The 13369-nt window shown below is 66.1% G+C and carries 25 protein-coding genes; all 25 read right to left on the bottom strand.

Translation table 11 applies throughout. The features are described 5' to 3' along the window. Window positions 1–173: 173 nt before the first annotated feature. The 25 genes from rpsK to rplB all read right to left on the bottom strand — a co-directional run bounded on the left by rpsK (window position 174) and on the right by rplB (window position 13339). On the bottom strand, window positions 174–578 hold the full coding sequence (gene rpsK / locus FYX01_RS06455; protein WP_013156138.1) for a 30S ribosomal protein S11: 405 nt from the start codon (window positions 576–578) through the stop codon (window positions 174–176). A gap of 68 nt (window positions 579–646) precedes the next feature. Further along, window positions 647–1027 (bottom strand): 30S ribosomal protein S13, encoded by a 381-nt coding sequence (gene rpsM / locus FYX01_RS06450; RefSeq protein WP_150238507.1) that lies wholly within the window; start codon window positions 1025–1027, stop codon window positions 647–649. A gap of 217 nt (window positions 1028–1244) precedes the next feature. Then, a complete protein-coding gene (gene rpmJ / locus FYX01_RS06445; protein ID WP_013156136.1) occupies window positions 1245–1358 on the bottom strand; it encodes a 50S ribosomal protein L36 in 114 nt (37 codons plus the stop codon). Between the two features lie 45 nt (window positions 1359–1403). Continuing rightward, window positions 1404–1625 (bottom strand): translation initiation factor IF-1, encoded by a 222-nt coding sequence (gene infA, locus FYX01_RS06440; protein ID WP_013156135.1) that lies wholly within the window; start codon window positions 1623–1625, stop codon window positions 1404–1406. A gap of 322 nt (window positions 1626–1947) precedes the next feature. Beyond that, window positions 1948–2403, bottom strand: a complete 456-nt coding sequence (locus tag FYX01_RS06435) for a DUF1707 domain-containing protein (protein ID WP_150238505.1) — start codon at window positions 2401–2403, stop codon at window positions 1948–1950. Between the two features lie 66 nt (window positions 2404–2469). Beyond that, window positions 2470–3294, bottom strand: coding sequence for a type I methionyl aminopeptidase (map, locus tag FYX01_RS06430; RefSeq protein ID WP_150238503.1), 825 nt, complete (start codon window positions 3292–3294; stop codon window positions 2470–2472). Continuing rightward, window positions 3294–3956 carry an adenylate kinase gene (locus tag FYX01_RS06425; RefSeq protein WP_190394205.1) on the bottom strand — a complete coding sequence of 221 codons (663 nt, stop codon included), beginning with the start codon at window positions 3954–3956 and terminating at the stop codon, window positions 3294–3296. Before FYX01_RS06425 ends, map begins: the two co-directional genes overlap by 1 nt. Then, window positions 3957–5270, bottom strand: a complete 1314-nt coding sequence (gene secY, locus FYX01_RS06420; RefSeq protein ID WP_150238501.1) for a preprotein translocase subunit SecY — start codon at window positions 5268–5270, stop codon at window positions 3957–3959. A gap of 282 nt (window positions 5271–5552) precedes the next feature. Beyond that, on the bottom strand, window positions 5553–6017 hold the full coding sequence (rplO, locus tag FYX01_RS06415; RefSeq protein ID WP_150238499.1) for a 50S ribosomal protein L15: 465 nt from the start codon (window positions 6015–6017) through the stop codon (window positions 5553–5555). Beyond that, window positions 6014–6199 carry a 50S ribosomal protein L30 gene (rpmD, locus tag FYX01_RS06410; RefSeq protein WP_150238497.1) on the bottom strand — a complete coding sequence of 62 codons (186 nt, stop codon included), beginning with the start codon at window positions 6197–6199 and terminating at the stop codon, window positions 6014–6016. The genes rplO and rpmD overlap by 4 nt, the downstream gene beginning before the upstream one ends. 2 nt (window positions 6200–6201) lie before the next feature. Beyond that, window positions 6202–6804, bottom strand: a complete 603-nt coding sequence (gene rpsE, locus FYX01_RS06405) for a 30S ribosomal protein S5 (protein ID WP_150238495.1) — start codon at window positions 6802–6804, stop codon at window positions 6202–6204. Window positions 6805–6853: 49 nt separating this feature from the next. Next, entirely contained in the window at window positions 6854–7237 is a 384-nt protein-coding gene (rplR, locus tag FYX01_RS06400; protein ID WP_150238493.1) for a 50S ribosomal protein L18, read from the bottom strand. 2 nt (window positions 7238–7239) lie between these two features. Further along, the gene (gene rplF / locus FYX01_RS06395) at window positions 7240–7776 is read right to left on the bottom strand and encodes a 50S ribosomal protein L6 (protein WP_150238491.1); all 537 of its coding nucleotides are present in this window, start codon (window positions 7774–7776) and stop codon (window positions 7240–7242) included. A gap of 16 nt (window positions 7777–7792) precedes the next feature. Next, window positions 7793–8191, bottom strand: coding sequence for a 30S ribosomal protein S8 (rpsH, locus tag FYX01_RS06390; protein ID WP_150238488.1), 399 nt, complete (start codon window positions 8189–8191; stop codon window positions 7793–7795). Between the two features lie 275 nt (window positions 8192–8466). Beyond that, entirely contained in the window at window positions 8467–8652 is a 186-nt protein-coding gene (locus FYX01_RS06385; protein WP_150238487.1) for a type Z 30S ribosomal protein S14, read from the bottom strand. A gap of 13 nt (window positions 8653–8665) precedes the next feature. Further along, complete coding sequence (gene rplE / locus FYX01_RS06380) at window positions 8666–9241, bottom strand: 50S ribosomal protein L5 (RefSeq protein ID WP_150238485.1); 576 nt, start codon at window positions 9239–9241, stop codon at window positions 8666–8668. Further along, window positions 9241–9546 carry a 50S ribosomal protein L24 gene (gene rplX, locus FYX01_RS06375; RefSeq protein ID WP_150238483.1) on the bottom strand — a complete coding sequence of 102 codons (306 nt, stop codon included), beginning with the start codon at window positions 9544–9546 and terminating at the stop codon, window positions 9241–9243. Before rplX ends, rplE begins: the two co-directional genes overlap by 1 nt. 3 nt (window positions 9547–9549) lie before the next feature. Further along, entirely contained in the window at window positions 9550–9918 is a 369-nt protein-coding gene (gene rplN, locus FYX01_RS06370) for a 50S ribosomal protein L14 (RefSeq protein ID WP_017573367.1), read from the bottom strand. A 104-nt stretch (window positions 9919–10022) separates the two neighbouring features. Beyond that, complete coding sequence (gene rpsQ / locus FYX01_RS06365; protein WP_150238481.1) at window positions 10023–10295, bottom strand: 30S ribosomal protein S17; 273 nt, start codon at window positions 10293–10295, stop codon at window positions 10023–10025. After that, window positions 10292–10546 carry a 50S ribosomal protein L29 gene (gene rpmC / locus FYX01_RS06360; protein WP_150238479.1) on the bottom strand — a complete coding sequence of 85 codons (255 nt, stop codon included), beginning with the start codon at window positions 10544–10546 and terminating at the stop codon, window positions 10292–10294. The genes rpsQ and rpmC overlap by 4 nt, the downstream gene beginning before the upstream one ends. Then, a complete protein-coding gene (rplP, locus tag FYX01_RS06355; protein WP_077693169.1) occupies window positions 10546–10959 on the bottom strand; it encodes a 50S ribosomal protein L16 in 414 nt (137 codons plus the stop codon). The genes rpmC and rplP overlap by 1 nt, the downstream gene beginning before the upstream one ends. Before the next feature lie 2 nt (window positions 10960–10961). Continuing rightward, window positions 10962–11768, bottom strand: a complete 807-nt coding sequence (rpsC, locus tag FYX01_RS06350) for a 30S ribosomal protein S3 (protein ID WP_150238476.1) — start codon at window positions 11766–11768, stop codon at window positions 10962–10964. Next, entirely contained in the window at window positions 11768–12136 is a 369-nt protein-coding gene (gene rplV / locus FYX01_RS06345) for a 50S ribosomal protein L22 (protein ID WP_077693167.1), read from the bottom strand. Before rplV ends, rpsC begins: the two co-directional genes overlap by 1 nt. Before the next feature lie 72 nt (window positions 12137–12208). After that, on the bottom strand, window positions 12209–12487 hold the full coding sequence (rpsS, locus tag FYX01_RS06340) for a 30S ribosomal protein S19 (protein WP_073700518.1): 279 nt from the start codon (window positions 12485–12487) through the stop codon (window positions 12209–12211). A 12-nt stretch (window positions 12488–12499) separates the two neighbouring features. After that, entirely contained in the window at window positions 12500–13339 is an 840-nt protein-coding gene (gene rplB / locus FYX01_RS06335) for a 50S ribosomal protein L2 (protein ID WP_150238474.1), read from the bottom strand. Window positions 13340–13369: the final 30 nt, after the last annotated feature.

Raw genomic sequence — 13369 nt, 5'->3', positions numbered from 1 at the left:
CTTCCCTTCCACATGGCCGCCCGCTATTTGACGGCCACCGGCTGGACACCGCGGCAGCGGTGTCCACTACTCGGATTCCTACCCCGCCCGCGCGGTCCCCACCAGGGGTCCACGCGGGATCAAGCGCGGCGCGGCGCCCGCGCGGATAGGACCGCGGGCGCCGGCTGCCGGGATCAGACCCGGCGGCGCTTGGGCGGACGGCAGCCGTTGTGCGGAACCGGGGTGACGTCCTGGATGGAGCCGACCTCCAGGCCGGTCGCCTGAAGCGAGCGGATGGCGGTCTCCCGGCCCGAACCCGGGCCCTTCACGAAGACGTCCACCTTGCGGACGCCGTGCTCCTGGGCGCGGCGGGCAGCGGCCTCGGCGGCCATCTGCGCGGCGTAGGGGGTCGACTTACGCGAACCCTTGAAGCCCACCTGTCCGGAGCTGGCCCACGAGATCACGGCACCGGTCGGATCGGTGATGCTCACGATCGTGTTGTTGAACGTGCTCTTGATGTGAGCGTGTCCGTGGACAATGTTCTTCTTTTCCTTGCGGCGCACCTTGCGCGCGGCACCCTGACGGCCCTTAGGCGGCATGAGCGAAACTCCCAGAGATCATCGGTCCGTGTCGTTCCGGACGCGGTCATTAGTCCAGTCCGAGCGGACTACTTCTTACCGGCCTTCTTCTTACCGGCCACGGTCTTCTTCTTGCCCTTGCGGGTGCGCGCGTTGGTCTGCGTGCGCTGACCGCGGACCGGGAGTCCACGGCGGTGGCGAATGCCCTGGTAACTACCGATCTCCATCTTGCGGCGGATGTCGCCCTGCACCTCACGGCGCAGGTCACCCTCGACCTGGTAGTTGGCGCCGATCCAGTCGCGCAGCTGGACCAAGTCCTCCTCGGACAACTGGTGAACGCGCGTGTCGCCGTCGACGCCGGTGCTCTTCAGGGTTTCCAGCGCACGGGTGCGCCCGATCCCGAAGATGTACGTGAGAGCGATCTCCACCCGCTTGTCGCGGGGAAGGTCAACACCTTCGATACGTGCCATGTGGGCGAGACTCCTAATTGCCCTATGCGGAGGTCTGGCCCGTTCCACCCTCTCGTCGCCCAATCGACGAGGCCCCGGCCTCCGACCGGGGGTACTTCCCGCGCCTTCGGCGCCGGGAGTCGGAACAGGTTTTCGTTGTTTCGTGCGTCCGGTGCGGGGCGGTTACGCCCACCGGGCCGCTCGCGGTACGTGAAGCCGCGACCAGCGAACCAGGGTTCTAGCCCTGGCGCTGCTTGTGACGCGGGTCCGAGCAAATGACCATGATCCGGCCGTTACGGCGAATCACGCGGCACTTCGCGCAGATCTTCTTCACGCTCGGCTTGACCTTCATGGTGACTCCGAACTCATCCCTCGCGGGCACGCGGCCCGCGACGGGCTACTTGTAGCGGTAAACGATGCGCCCGCGCGTGAGGTCGTACGGGCTCAGCTCCACGACGACACGGTCGTCGGGGAGAATACGGATGTAGTTCATCCGCATCTTGCCGCTGATATGGGCAAGGACCTGGTGCCCGTTGTCGAGCTCTACCTTGAACATAGCGTTGGGTAGGGACTCGACAACGGAACCCTCGATCTCGATGGCGCCGTCTTTCTTGGCCATGTCCTCCACGCCTCGCTCATCGATTGGTTGATACAGGACAACCCGACGCGACCCCAGTGGCCTCGCATGACGCGACGGCCCCGGTAACGGCGGATGCCGTCACCGACGCCAGGACACACTGGAAGTTCGGGCCAACTGCAAGAGCGTGCGTCGATGAGAAGACGCGGCACAAAGAAGGCAGACTGACCCAACAGCCCGCGTATGGGCAATGACAGTCTATCCCCTCGGGGCAAGTACTCCTAACCGCCGCGAGCAGAGCACTCTACACCGCGCGTCCCCGAAGGGAAACGACCGCGCCGGATTCGGGCCCGAAAACGGACGCCTACTCCTCGCCGGAGGAGTTCCTCCGGCCGGGCAGAACCCCCATGGTCACCACACCCATCACGATCCCCCAAGGACCCATCACCCACAGGAACCACGGGTAGTCGTGGTCGGTGGTGAGGAACAGGATCAGCCAGATCACGAAGCACAGGACGTTGACCCCGAGGTACAGCGCCCACGGCACCATCAGGGCCGGATCGCGCAGGCTGATCGGGGGCGCCACCGCGAACTCCTCCTGCCGGGACGCCGCTCCCCGGACGTCGGCGAGGTCGCGCTCGGGCAGGTCCCCCGTGACCGTGGCCAGCTCTCCCGCGGTCCTGGCCTTGTAGACACGGCCGAGGCGGTCGGTGAACTCCTCGTGGTCCAGCCGCCCCTGGGCGAAGTGCTCCTGCAGTAGCTGAGCGACGCGGTCGCGTTCCACGTCGGACGTTCGTATCGACGGCACCGGGTCGGACACTGCGCGCACCTCGCATCTTCGCCCGAAGGCGGCCCTGCCCCGCGCTCCGCGCGTGGGACGAGGCCCCTACCAGGTCGGCTGGACGAACCCCATGTCAGCGATTTTATCGCGGTTGGACTCTCGCGCGGTCAGGACGACGGGGCCGTCCGCGGTCACCGCGACCGTGTGCTCGAAGTGCGCGGCCCGCCCGCCGTCCCGCGTCACCACGGTCCAGCCGTCGTCGAGCTGGATCACGTCGTGACGGCCCAGGGTGGTCATCGGCTCGATCGCCAGGCACATGCCCTCGACCAGCTTCATGCCCTTGCCGCGCTTGCCGTAGTTGAGCACGTGCGGGTCCATGTGCATCTCGGTGCCGATGCCGTGGCCGCCGTACTCGCGGACGTTGCCGTAGCCGCCGTTGCGGGAGATGTGGCCGCCGATCGCGTGGCCGATGTCACCCAGGGTCCTGCCCGGACGCAGCTCGGCGATCCCCCGCCACATGGACTCCTCGCAGACCTCCATCATCCGCAGGTCCTCCGGGCGGCCCTCGCCCACGGCGACCGTGATCGCCGAGTCGCCGTGCCAGCCCTCCAGGATGGCCCCGCAGTCGATGGAGACGATGTCGTCCTCGGACAGCACGCGCTCCGCGCTGGGGATGCCGTGGACGACCTCCTCGTTCACCGAGGCGCAGATGGATCCCGGGAAGCCGTGGTAGCCCTTGAAGGAGGGGACGGCGTCCGCGTCGCGGATGACCTTCTCCGCCACGGCGTCCAGTTCCAGGGTGGACACTCCGGGCCGCACCGCGGCCCGGAGGGTGTCCAGGGCGCGGGCCACGATCTGGCCCGCCGCCCTCATCATGGCGATCTGCTCCGGCGTCTTGATCTGCACGTCCGGTTCGGCCCTACGGAACATCAGGAGTCGGCCCCGGTCTTCCCCTCGATGGCGGCCTTGGCGCGGGTCGTCACCTCCGCCACGGAACCCGTGGCGGCGATGGTGGCCAGCAGGCCCTCGGCCTCGTAGAACTCCACCAGCGGAGCGGTCTGCTCCCGGTAGACCTCCAGGCGGTGCCTGATGGTCCCCTCGCGGTCGTCCTCACGCTGGTACAGCTCGGCGCCCTCGTTGTCGCACCGGCCCTCCGCCTTCGGAGGGTCGTACTCGACGTGGTACACCCGGCCGCACTCGGGGCACGAGCGGCGGCCCGAGAGGCGTTTGACGACCTCCTCCTCGTCGACCCTCAGCTCCAGGACGACGTCCAGGCCGGTGCCCAGGTCGGCCAGCATGGTCCTGAGCGTCCCGGCCTGCGCAACGTTGCGCGGGAACCCGTCGAGCAGGAAGCCCGCGGCCGCGTCGTCCTGCGCCAGCCGGTCCTTGACCATGGCGTTGGTGATCTCGTCGGGGACGAGGTCACCGCGGTCCATGTACTCCTTGGCCTTCTTGCCAAGCTCAGTGCCGCCGCTGACGTTGGCCCGGAAGATGTCGCCGGTGGACACCTTGGGAATCGACAACTCGGACGCGAGGATCTGGGCCTGGGTGCCCTTGCCGGCCCCAGGCGGCCCCACCAATACTGCTCGCATTTATCGCAGAAAACCTTCGTAGTTCCTCTGCTGGAGGTGACTCTCGATCTGCTTCACCGTGTCCAGCCCGACACCGACCATGATCAGGATGCTCGTCCCGCCGAACGGGAAGTTCGCGTTGGCCCCGGTGGCGCCGAGCGCGACCATCGGCAGGAGAGCGATCACACCCAGGTACAGAGATCCGGGGGTCGTCAGCCTCGTCAACACGTAGTCGAGGTACTCGGCCGTCGGACGCCCTGGTCGGATACCCGGGATGAACCCACCGTACTTCTTCATGTTGTCGGCGACCTCAGTGGGGTTGAAGGTAATCGCCACGTAGAAGAACGCGAAGCCGATGATCATGGCGAAGAACGTCGCCATGTACACGGGGTGGGTGCCGGTGAGGAAGTACGTCTGGACGAAGGTCACCACGGGGTTGGTGGAGTCCTGGCCCAGCAGGCCCACGACCAGCTGGGGCAGGTACAGCAGCGAGGAGGCGAAGATCACGGGGATGATGCCCGCCTGGTTGACCTTCAGCGGGATGTAGGTCGAGCTGCCGCCGTACATGCGCCGGCCGACCATGCGCTTGGCGTACTGCACCGGGATACGGCGCTGGGCCTGCTCGATGAAGACCACGGCGGTGATGAGCACCAGGCCCGCGATGCAGATGATCGCGAAGACCCAGACGGAGCGCTCCTGGTACAGGCCCAGGATCGAGGAGGGGAACATCGCGATGACCTGGGTGAAGATCAGCAGCGACATGCCGTTGCCCACGCCCCGCTCGGTGATGAGTTCGCCGAACCACATGATGATGGCGGTTCCGGCGGTCATCGTGAAGACGATGGTCACCAGGGTGATGATGTCCTGGTTGGGCATGTAGGAGTCGACCTGGATGGCTCCCTGGAACAGGGCGCCCGTCCTGGCCATGGCGACGATGCTGGTGGCCTGCAGGACCGCGAGCATCAGAGTCAGGTAGCGGGTGTACTGGGTGATCTTGCTCTGCCCGGACTGTCCCTCCTTCTTGAGGGCCTCCAGGCGGGGGATCACCACCGTCAGCAGGTTGATGATGATGCTCGCGGTGATGTACGGCATGACCCCGAGCGCGAACACCGCAAGTTGCAGTAGCGCGCCGCCGCTGAACAGGTTCACGAGCGCGTACACGCCCGACGTGTCGGAGGCGGTGATCGTCTCCATCTGATCCCGGATCGCCGCGGAGTTGATACCCGGAGCGGGGATCACCGACCCCAGACGGAAGATCGTCAGGATGAACAGTGTGAACAGCAGCTTGTTGCGCAGGTCGGGCGTGCGGAATGCACGAACGAACGCACCTAGCACGTCTCCTCCTGCGCGGCTTCGGCGGCGGAACGGGTTCCAGACATCGCGGCCGATCCTGAATCGTCGTAGAACGTCAGCTCCGGGCGGTCGCCCGTTGCTCGGAAGTACTCACATTACGTCAAGTGATGAACTCAAACAGATGGCACTGTAACAGTGATCACTCGACAGTTGAGTTCATGAGACATAACGATCACCGCTCACAACGCGCGGGGGCGCCCGCCGGTAGGTCCCTCACGGGCCTGCCGGGCGAGCGCCCCCAGTCGCACATGGCGGGGAAGTCCCCTACAGCTCGGTGACGGAGCCACCGGCGGCGGTGATCTTCTCCTTGGCCGAGGAGGAGAACGCGTTCGCGCTCACCTGCACGGCGGAGGTGATCTCACCGGTGCCCAGCACCTTGACGAGCTGGTTCTTGCGAACCGCGCCCTTGGCGACCAGGTCGGCGACGGTGACCTCTCCACCCTCGGGGTAGAGCTCACTCAGCTTGTCAAGGTTGACGACCTGGTAGTTCGTCTTGAACCGTGCGTTGCTGAAGCCCTTGAGCTTGGGCACCCGGCGGATGAGGGGCATCTGCCCGCCCTCGAAGCCGGGGCGCACGGTGTTGCGAGCCTTGGTGCCCTTGGTGCCTCGACCCGCGGTCTTGCCCTTGGACGCCTCGCCGCGACCCTTGCGGATCTTGGCCTTGTTGGAGCCCGGGGCGGGACGCAGGTGGTGCAGCTTGAGCAGCTCGTCGGGGTTGTAGTCACTCATACGGCAACCTCCTCGACAGAGACGAGGTGCGCGACGATGGTGATCTGCCCGCGAACCTCGGGGCGGTCCTCACGGACTGTGGACTTGCCGATCCGCCCCAGGCCGAGCGACTGCAGAGCAGCGTGCTGCTTCTCCTTGCCGCCGATCTTGGAACGGGTCTGCGTGATCTTGAGCTTGGCCATGGTCAGGCTCCTGCCTTCGCCTCAGCGCGAGCACGCAGCATGGCGGCCGGGGCGACGTCCTCGATCGGCAGGCCACGGCGCGCGGCGATCTCCTCGGGCTGGTTGATGCCCTTCAGAGCCGCCACGGTGGCGTGCACGATGTTCAACGGGTTGGACGAGCCGAGCGACTTGCTCAGTACGTCGTGGATGCCGGCGCACTCCAGCACGGCGCGCACCGGACCACCGGCGATAACACCGGTACCCGGAGCGGCCGGACGGAGCAGGACGACGCCGGCAGCGTCCTCGCCCTGGACCCGGTGCACGATCGTGCCCTGGATGCGGGGGACGCGGAAGAAGTTCTTCTTCGCCTCCTCGACACCCTTGGCGATCGCGGACGGGACCTCCTTGGCCTTGCCGTAACCGACACCGACCATGCCGTTGCCGTCTCCGACGACGACCAGGGCGGTGAAGGAGAAGCGACGGCCGCCCTTGACGACCTTCGCGACCCGGTTGATGGTCACGACCTTCTCGATGTAGGAGACACCCTTGTCTGCGGCGCCGCCGCGGCGATCGTCACGGCGATCACGCCGCTCGCCACCGGCGCCGCGCCGCGGTGCTGCAGCCATCAGTGGTTCCTCTTCTCGTGGTTGATCTTGGCCGTTGCAGAGGTCATCGCTAGAACTCCAGTCCGCCCTCGCGCGCCGCTTCGGCGAGCTTGGCGATACGTCCGGCGTACTGGTTTCCACCGCGGTCGAAGACGACGGTGGAGATGCCAGCGGCCTTGGCGCGCTCAGCGATGAGCTGGCCGACCTTGGCAGACTTGTCGGACTTGGTGCCCTCGGTGGCACGCAGGTCGGCCTCGACGCTGGAGGCGGCGACCAGGGTGTGGCCCTTGGTGTCGTCGATGACCTGCGCGACGATGTGCTTGGAGGAACGGAACACAGCCAGGCGGGGACGCACGGCGGTGCCGACGACCTTCTTGCGCACGCGGAACTGGCGGCGCGTACGGGAAGTGGCGCGCTTGGAGGTCCGCTTACGGCTGCTCACGGTGATACCCATGCCTACTTACCAGCCTTTCCGGCCTTGCGGCGGATGTGCTCACCCTGGTACCGCACGCCCTTGGCCTTGTACGGGTCAGGCTTGCGCAGACCGCGGATGTTCGCGGCGACCTGTCCCACCAGCTGCTTGTCGATGCCCTCGACGTGGAGGATCGTCGGCTTCTCCACCCGGAAGCTGATGCCCTCCGGGGGCTCCACCACGACCGGGTGGCTGTAGCCCAGAGAGAACTCCAGGTTGGCGCCACGGGCCTGGACGCGGTAACCCACACCGTGGATCTCCAGCGTCTTGGTGTAGCCCTTGGAGACACCCTCGACCAGGTTGGCGACGAGCGCACGGGTCAGACCGTGCAGCGAGCGGTTCTCCGGCTTGTCGTCGGGACGCAACACCGTGAGCACCCCGTCCTCCAGAGAGGCGGTGATCGGCTCGGCGATGGTGTGCTTCAGTTCGCCCTTCGGCCCCTTGACAGTGACGTCTTGCCCGTTAATCGTGACTTCGACGCCCTTGGGGACTGAGAGCGGCAGTCGACCGATTCGCGACATGCTTCAATCTCTCCCTCTACCAGACGTAGGCGAGGACTTCGCCGCCCACGCCACGCTTCTTGGCCTGCTTGTCAGTCATCAGGCCACCGGACGTCGAAATGATCGCCACACCGAGGCCACCCAGCACCCGCGGCAGGTTCTCCTTCTTGGCGTACACCCGCAGACCGGGCTTGGAGACCCGGCGGATGCCCGCGATAGAACGCTCCCGGGTGGGGCCGTACTTCAGGTCCAGGACGAGGTTCTTGCCCACGGGGGCCTCCTCTGTCCGCCATCCCTGAATGAAGCCCTCCTGCTGGAGGATCTCGGCGATGTGCGCCTTGATCTTGGAATACGGCATGGTCACGGTGTCGTGATAAGCCGAATTCGCGTTGCGCAGACGTGTGAGCATGTCTGCGATCGGGTCGGTCATCGTCATGGCCGACTGGCCCTTCCTCACTGCGGTTTCCGAGTGCGGGCCTTCCCAGGACCTGCCCTTCCACGGGTTTCATCCCGCGAAGGTGCACAAACGGACCTACAGCGTGGTCGTGGGCACCGCGGTCCTCCTCGGGACTGCCGTGCCCTGATGGTTGGATGTTGCGGGACCGTGCCGCCTGGTGCGGTCACGATCACTTCTGCGAACCACCAAGCGATGGTGCTTCCGGGGGCCGACTCCGCGCTCGATACCGAGCGCCTGGCCGGCCCCGCCGGAAACTACCAGCTCGACTTGGTGATACCGGGCAGCTCGCCCCGGTGCGCCATCTCGCGGAAGCAGATACGGCACAGGCCGAACTTCCGGAAGACGGCGCGCGGGCGGCCGCACCGTGAGCATCGAGTATACGCGCGAACGGCGAACTTCTGCTTCCGCTGCGACTTGGCGATCAGGGACTTCTTGGCCATATGTGCTTACCCCTCAGGCTTCCTTGAACGGGAAACCGAGCCGCTTGAGCAGGCTGCGGCCCTGGTCGTCGGTCGTGGCCGTGGTGACGACCGTGATGTCCATCCCACGCTGCCGGTCGACCTTGTCCGGGTCCACCTCGTGGAACATGACCTGCTCGGTGAGCCCGAAGGTGTAGTTGCCGTTCCCGTCGAACTGCTTCGGGGAAAGGCCACGGAAGTCCCGGATGCGGGGCAGGGCCAGCGAGAGCAGCCGGTCGAGGAACTCCCACATCCGGTCGCCGCGCAGCGTGACGCTGGCGCCGATCGGCTGACCCTCGCGCAGCTTGAACTGCGCGATGGAGTTCTTGGCCCGGTTGATCCTCGGCTTCTGTCCGGTGATCGCCGAGAGGTCGGCGACCGCGCCCTGGATCAGCTTCGCGTCACGAGCCGCGTCGCCCACACCCATGTTGACCACGATCTTCGTCAGACCGGGGACCTGCATGATGTTGGCGATGTCGTGCTCCTCCTTGAGGGCAGCGACGATCTCGTTGCGGTACTTCTCCTTGAGCCGCGGCATCGGAGGGGCCGTGATGTCGTTGGTAACCGTCATCAGATGTCCTTACCGGTGCGGCGGGAGACCCGAACCTTGGTTCCGTCTTCCTCGAAGCGATAGCCGACCCGAGAGGCCTTGCCGTCCTCCGCGAGCGCTACGTTGCTCACGTGGATCGGGGCCTCCTTGGTGACGACCTCACCCTGCTGGCCGCCCGCCGGGTTGGCCTTCCTGTGCTTCTTGACCAGGTTGACGCCCTCGACGATGACACGGTCTTCCTTCGGCATGGCCTTGACGACCTTGCCGGTGGCACCCTTGTCCTTGCCGGCGAGGACGATGACCTCGTCGCCAGATTTGATCTTCATCGCTTAGAGCACCTCCGGCGCCAGCGAAATGATGCGCATGTACTTCTTGTCACGCAGCTCACGGCCGACAGGGCCGAAGATGCGGGTGCCTCGCGGGTCCCCACCGTCCTTGATGAGCACGGCAGCGTTCTCATCGAAGCGGATGTAGGAGCCGTCGGGCCGGCGGCGCTCCTTGGCGGTGCGCACGACAACGGCCTTGACGACGTCGCCCTTCTTGACTCCAGCGCCAGGCAGGGCGTCCTTCACCGTGGCGACGATGGTGTCGCCGATCCCGGCGTAGCGCCGACCCGAGCCACCGAGAACACGGATGGTAAGGATCTCCTTGGCACCCGTATTGTCGGCGACCTTGAGTCGCGACTCCTGCTGAATCACGTCTGCTCCTGATGTGATGCGTGCGGTCCACTGCCGCACGGCTAGGTGGTCTCACCCCTCGCGCCGGCGGCCGACAACGGATGTCGGCCGCCGACAGGCTGGGGTTACTTAGCCTTCTCCAGGATCTCCACGACGCGCCAACGCTTCGTCGCGGAGAGCGGCCGGGTCTCCATCAGTTGGACCCGGTCGCCGACGCCACAGGAGTTCGCCTCGTCGTGCGCCTTGTACTTGGACGTCCGGCGGATGACCTTGCCGTACCGGGCGTGCGTGATGCGGTCCTCGACCTCGACAACGACGGTCTTGTCCATCTTGTCGCTGACGACGTAGCCCTCGCGCACCTTGCGGTAGTTGCGGGTCGCGGTCTGGTTCTCACTCATTCGGCTGCTTCCTTCGACTCCTGCGCCGACTCACCAGACAGCGGGGCGATGCCCAGCTCGTGCTCCCGCATGACCGTGTAGATCCGCGAGATCTCGCGCTTGACGGTACGCAGACGGCTGTGGTTGTCGAGCTGGCCGGTGGCGGCCTGGAAGCGGAGGTTGAAAAGCTCTTCCTTGGCTTCCTTGAGCTTGGAGACCAGGTCCTCGACGGACTGGTCGCGAAGCTCATGGGCAGTCACGGACTTAGCCATCACTCCCCCTCCCGCGTAATAAACTTGCACTTCATCGGGAGCTTGTGCATCGCACGGCGCATCGCCTCCTTGGCGATGGCCTCGGGCACGCCCGACAGCTCGAACATCACGCGACCGGGCTTGACCGGCGCGACCCACCACTCGGGCGAGCCCTTACCGGAGCCCATGCGGACCTCGGCGGGCTTCTTGGTCAGCGGGCGGTCCGGGAAGATGTTGATCCACACCTTGCCGCCACGCTTGATGTGACGCGTCATGGCGATACGAGCGGACTCGATCTGGCGGTTCGTCACGTAGGCCGACTCCAGGGCCTGGATGCCGAACTCGCCGAAGTTGAGCGTCGTGCCACCCTTGGCCTTGCCGCGCAGATCCGGGTGGTGCTGCTTGCGGTACTTGACCTTACGAGGAATAAGCACTGTCAGCTCCCCTCGGTCTTCGCGGGCTCGGCCGGAGCCTTCGCCTCGGTGTTCTGCTGCTGTCCACCACCGGCGGCACCGCCACGACGACGGCGCTGCGGACGCTCGCGGCGCTGACCGCCGCCACCGCCGCCACCGCCGGCGGAACGCTGCGCGGCCTGGGCCGCCTCGCGCTCGGCACGGGTCGCGGGCGCGTCACCCTTGTAGATCCACACCTTCACGCCGATGCGTCCGAACGTCGTACGGGCCTCGAAGAAGCCGTAGTCGATGTCGGCGCGCAGCGTGTGCAGCGGGACGCGACCCTCGCGGTAGAACTCCGAGCGGGACATCTCAGCCCCGCCCAGACGGCCACCGCACTGGATACGGATGCCCTTGGCACCGCTCTTCATCGCGGTCTGCATGGCCTTGCGCATCGCGCGGCGGAACGCCACGCGGCTGCTCAGCTGCTCGGCGACGCCCTGGGCGACGAGCTGGGCGTCGATCTCGGGGTTCTTCACCTCGAAGACGTTCAGCTGGACCTGCTTGCCGGTCAGCTTCTCCAGGTCCGTCCTGATGCGGTCGGCCTCCACACCGCGGCGGCCGATGACGATGCCCGGCCGGGCGGTGTAGACGTCGACACGGACGCGGTCACGGGTGCGCTCGATCTCCACCTTGGAGATACCAGCGCGCTCCATACCACGGGTCAGCATCCGACGGATCGCGACGTCTTCCTTGACGTAGTCCTTGTAGGACTTGTCGGCGTACCAACGGCTCTTGAAGTCGGTGGTGATGCCGAGGCGGAACCCGTGCGGGTTTACCTTCTGCCCCACTATCGGGTCCTTTCCTTCGTCTTGGACGAGGCGCCCGAGCGCTCAGCGACGACCACGGTGATGTGGCTCGTACGCTTGGTCACCCGGAAGGCGCGGCCGAAGCCTCGCGGACGAATGCGCTTCAGGGTCGGACCCTCGTCCACCCACGCGCCCTCGACCACCAGCGTCTCGCGGTCCAGCTTGTCATTGTGCTCGGCGTTGGCGACGGCACTAGCCAGTACCTTGCCAACGGGCTCGCTCGCCGACTGGGGCGCGAACCGGAGCACCGCCTGTGCCTCGTCAGCGGGCAACCCGCGAATAAGGTCCACCACCCGGCGGGCCTTCCGGGGCGTAACACGGACGAACCGTGCCTGTGCCCTCGTTCCCATCGCTTTTCCCTCGCTCACGGAAATTTATCTCCACTCACCGTGGAGAAATGGTTCTTTATCCTGCTGCAACCGCTAACGGCGGCTACGGCGGTCTTCCTTGACGTGGCTACGGAAAGTACGCGTGGGAGCGAACTCACCGAGCTTGTGGCCGACCATCGACTCCGACACGAACACGGGGACGTGCTTGCGGCCATCGTGGACGGCGATCGTGTGACCGATCATCTCCGGAACGATCATGGACCGCCGGGACCACGTCTTGATGACGTTCTTGGTCCCCTTCTCGTTCTGCGTTTCCACCTTCTTGATCAGGTGGTCGTCGACGAAGGGACCCTTCTTAAGGCTACGTGGCATCAGACGTGCTCCTTACCGCTTCTTCTTACCGCTACGCCGACGCCGCACGATCAGCTTGTCGCTGGGCTTGTTCTTGGACCGGGTCCGGCCTTCCTTCTGACCCCAGGGGCTGACCGGGTGACGGCCGCCCGAGGTCTTGCCCTCGCCACCACCGTGCGGGTGGTCGACCGGGTTCATCACGACACCGCGGACGGTCGGGCGCTTGCCCTTCCAACGGGAGCGGCCGGCCTTGCCCCAGTTGATGTTGGACTGCTCGGCGTTGCCGACCTGGCCGACGGTCGCACGGCAGGTGACCTCGACCATGCGCATCTCGCCGGAGGGCATACGCAGCGTGGCGTAGCGGCCCTCCTTGGCCAGGAGCTGGATCTGCGAACCAGCGGAGCGGCCCAGCTTGGCACCGTTACCCGGCTTCAGTTCGACCGCGTGCACGAACGTACCCGTGGGGATGTTGCGCAGCGGGAGGCAGTTGCCGGGCTTGATGTCGGACTGCGGACCGTTCTCGATCCGGTCGCCCTGCTTGAGGCCGGCGGGCGCCAGGATGTAGCGCTTCTCACCGTCCACGTAGTGGAGCAGGGCGATACGGGCGGTGCGGTTCGGGTCGTACTCGATGTGAGCGACCTTGGCCGGAACGCCGTCCTTGTCGTGGCGGCGGAAGTCGATCACGCGGTAGGCCCGCTTGTGACCGCCACCCTGGTGGCGGGCGGTGATACGGCCGTGGCCGTTACGCCCGCCCTTGGAGTGAAGCGGACGCACCAGGGACTTCTCCGGCTCCGAGCGCGTGATCTCGACGAAGTCGCTCACGCTGGAACCGCGACGACCCGGCGTCGTCGGCTTGTACTTACGAATGCCCATCTTCTTCGCGCATTCCTTTACGTATTGCTT

This window comes from Nocardiopsis quinghaiensis (assembly GCF_008638365.1).
In the GTDB taxonomy this organism is placed as follows: Bacteria; Actinomycetota; Actinomycetes; order Streptosporangiales; family Streptosporangiaceae; genus Nocardiopsis; species Nocardiopsis quinghaiensis.
Note: the sequence above shows the minus strand (reverse complement) of the source record. Positions and strands in the feature narration are given on the sequence as shown.

Excerpts from the sequence above, each read along its gene's own strand:
- rpsK (WP_013156138.1), bottom strand. The coding sequence starts at position 578 with ATGCCGCCTAAGGGCCGTCAGGGTGCCGCGCGCAAGGTGCGCCGCAAG.
- rpsM (WP_150238507.1), bottom strand. The coding sequence starts at position 1,027 with ATGGCACGTATCGAAGGTGTTGACCTTCCCCGCGACAAGCGGGTGGAG.
- rpmJ (WP_013156136.1), bottom strand. The coding sequence starts at position 1,358 with ATGAAGGTCAAGCCGAGCGTGAAGAAGATCTGCGCGAAGTGCCGCGTG.
- infA (WP_013156135.1), bottom strand. The coding sequence starts at position 1,625 with ATGGCCAAGAAAGACGGCGCCATCGAGATCGAGGGTTCCGTTGTCGAG.
- map (WP_150238503.1), bottom strand. The coding sequence starts at position 3,294 with ATGTTCCGTAGGGCCGAACCGGACGTGCAGATCAAGACGCCGGAGCAG.
- FYX01_RS06425 (WP_190394205.1), bottom strand. The coding sequence starts at position 3,956 with ATGCGAGCAGTATTGGTGGGGCCGCCTGGGGCCGGCAAGGGCACCCAG.
- rplO (WP_150238499.1), bottom strand. The coding sequence starts at position 6,017 with ATGAGTGACTACAACCCCGACGAGCTGCTCAAGCTGCACCACCTGCGT.
- rpmD (WP_150238497.1), bottom strand. The coding sequence starts at position 6,199 with ATGGCCAAGCTCAAGATCACGCAGACCCGTTCCAAGATCGGCGGCAAG.
- rpsE (WP_150238495.1), bottom strand. The coding sequence starts at position 6,804 with ATGGCTGCAGCACCGCGGCGCGGCGCCGGTGGCGAGCGGCGTGATCGC.
- rplR (WP_150238493.1), bottom strand. The coding sequence starts at position 7,237 with ATGGGTATCACCGTGAGCAGCCGTAAGCGGACCTCCAAGCGCGCCACT.
- rplF (WP_150238491.1), bottom strand. The coding sequence starts at position 7,776 with ATGTCGCGAATCGGTCGACTGCCGCTCTCAGTCCCCAAGGGCGTCGAA.
- rpsH (WP_150238488.1), bottom strand. The coding sequence starts at position 8,191 with ATGACGATGACCGACCCGATCGCAGACATGCTCACACGTCTGCGCAAC.
- FYX01_RS06385 (WP_150238487.1), bottom strand. The coding sequence starts at position 8,652 with ATGGCCAAGAAGTCCCTGATCGCCAAGTCGCAGCGGAAGCAGAAGTTC.
- rplE (WP_150238485.1), bottom strand. The coding sequence starts at position 9,241 with ATGACGGTTACCAACGACATCACGGCCCCTCCGATGCCGCGGCTCAAG.
- rplX (WP_150238483.1), bottom strand. The coding sequence starts at position 9,546 with ATGAAGATCAAATCTGGCGACGAGGTCATCGTCCTCGCCGGCAAGGAC.
- rpsQ (WP_150238481.1), bottom strand. The coding sequence starts at position 10,295 with ATGAGTGAGAACCAGACCGCGACCCGCAACTACCGCAAGGTGCGCGAG.
- rpmC (WP_150238479.1), bottom strand. The coding sequence starts at position 10,546 with ATGGCTAAGTCCGTGACTGCCCATGAGCTTCGCGACCAGTCCGTCGAG.
- rplV (WP_077693167.1), bottom strand. The coding sequence starts at position 12,136 with ATGGGAACGAGGGCACAGGCACGGTTCGTCCGTGTTACGCCCCGGAAG.
- rpsS (WP_073700518.1), bottom strand. The coding sequence starts at position 12,487 with ATGCCACGTAGCCTTAAGAAGGGTCCCTTCGTCGACGACCACCTGATC.
- rplB (WP_150238474.1), bottom strand. The coding sequence starts at position 13,339 with ATGGGCATTCGTAAGTACAAGCCGACGACGCCGGGTCGTCGCGGTTCC.